Raw genomic sequence first — 1,386 nt, forward strand, 5'->3', positions numbered from 1 at the left:
ATTCATCGCATCCTGACGGACGAAGATACGTTTCAGCCGAGAGGTGGAGGTCTGAACGAAGCGCACATAACAGCTCTACTGGAGGTGTTGAGGCAGGGTAGCGAACTCGACCCCCTGAGCCTCTGGGAAGACCCTGATACGGGCGCTCTCACGGTCGCTGATGGACACCATCGGCTTGAAGCCTACCGTCGCCACGGCATGGCCAGAGGTATCCCCGCTGCTGTCTACCGCTGCGACAGGCAGACTGCGCTCCTGATCCCGATACAGGACAACGCCAAGGCTCGGCTTCCCCTGAGCTACGATGACCGTGCCAACTGGGCATGGAAGCTGACCGTCGAAGGGGAGCAGTCCAAGGCGACGGTTGTGGCTTTCTGTGGCATCAGCGATGGGACCGTGGCGCAGATGCGGCGGGTCTGGAGGGAGCTACAGGCAAAGGGTGAGGACGCTCCCAAGACATGGTGGGAGGCGCAGATGCTTAACAGGGGTGGTGAGGATCGGGAGTGGTCTGACGAAGAGCGCGACGAGTGGCGGCAAGGGCTGGTGCAGCGGGCGCATCGTCGCTTCGGGGCAGAGCTGGCGGACCTCATGAAGAGATCACCAGAGGCAGCGGCGGAGCTGCTGGACCTGTGCGGAGGGCGGCAACTGGAAAGCGTGATGGACCACCTAGGTTACGTTCTCGCGGATGAAGACGGCGGGGAAGGCGATTGCCCCTTCTGAACCATGAGGGGTGGCGCATGTTTTTGGGACGCATACGTGAGCGCCTCACCGATGCTATACCTTGGCGACTTTTCCCCCATCACGGGGGTGAAGCGGCGGGGTGTCTCACGTTCCATGGGGAGGGTTGGACAGGGAGTGACGCCAGCTCAGTTCCTCGCAAGTCATCTTCTTGGCTGGTGGCGCAAGGTCACCATCGGTCTTCGCTGTGGCCGTCACTCTCTCAGGTTACGTCTGCGAAGTAGTCCTCGTCCACGGTCTGAATGACATAGCGGCTGCGGACCCTGACACCAACTCCGTGTTGGAGCATCAGCCGGGCGAGACGCTGCCCGTTGATCAGAACGACCCGGTGCTGGACGCGTTGGAGATACTCACTCGCCTCGCGCGAGAAATCTGAGGTAGTGACGAAGACACCTTTGGTGGCCCCCTCACCAGTTAGCGATCCGATGAACCGCTGAATGTCGGGTCGGCCAATCCGGTTTTCGGGAGCGTATCGCTTGGCTTGGATGTATACAGCATCGAGGCCCAGCGCATCCTCATGGATTATACCGTCAACGCCCCCGTCGCCAGTTGCCTTGGTGGTTAGTCCTCTTGCGGCATCACCTCCGCCATAGCCCATGGCAGTGAGGAGGTCCAAGATCACCTGCTCAAACCTCTGTGGCGACAACTGAT

Annotated in this window: 2 protein-coding genes; one reads left to right on the plus strand and one right to left on the minus strand. The window is 60.8% G+C overall.

Annotated elements, in window-relative coordinates; translation table 11 throughout:
- Positions 1-717, plus strand: a 717-nt coding sequence (locus G5B31_RS20885) for a ParB N-terminal domain-containing protein (protein ID WP_165020112.1), incomplete at its 5' end; no start/stop codon positions are given.
- A 220-nt stretch (positions 718-937) separates the two neighbouring features.
- Here the strand turns inward: G5B31_RS20885 and G5B31_RS20890 are convergent.
- On the minus strand, positions 938-1,386 hold a 449-nt coding region (locus tag G5B31_RS20890), incomplete at its 5' end, for a restriction endonuclease (RefSeq protein ID WP_205912057.1).

The organism is Rhodobacter sp. SGA-6-6 (assembly GCF_011043545.1).
In the GTDB taxonomy this organism is placed as follows: Bacteria; Pseudomonadota; Alphaproteobacteria; order Rhodobacterales; family Rhodobacteraceae; genus Pseudogemmobacter.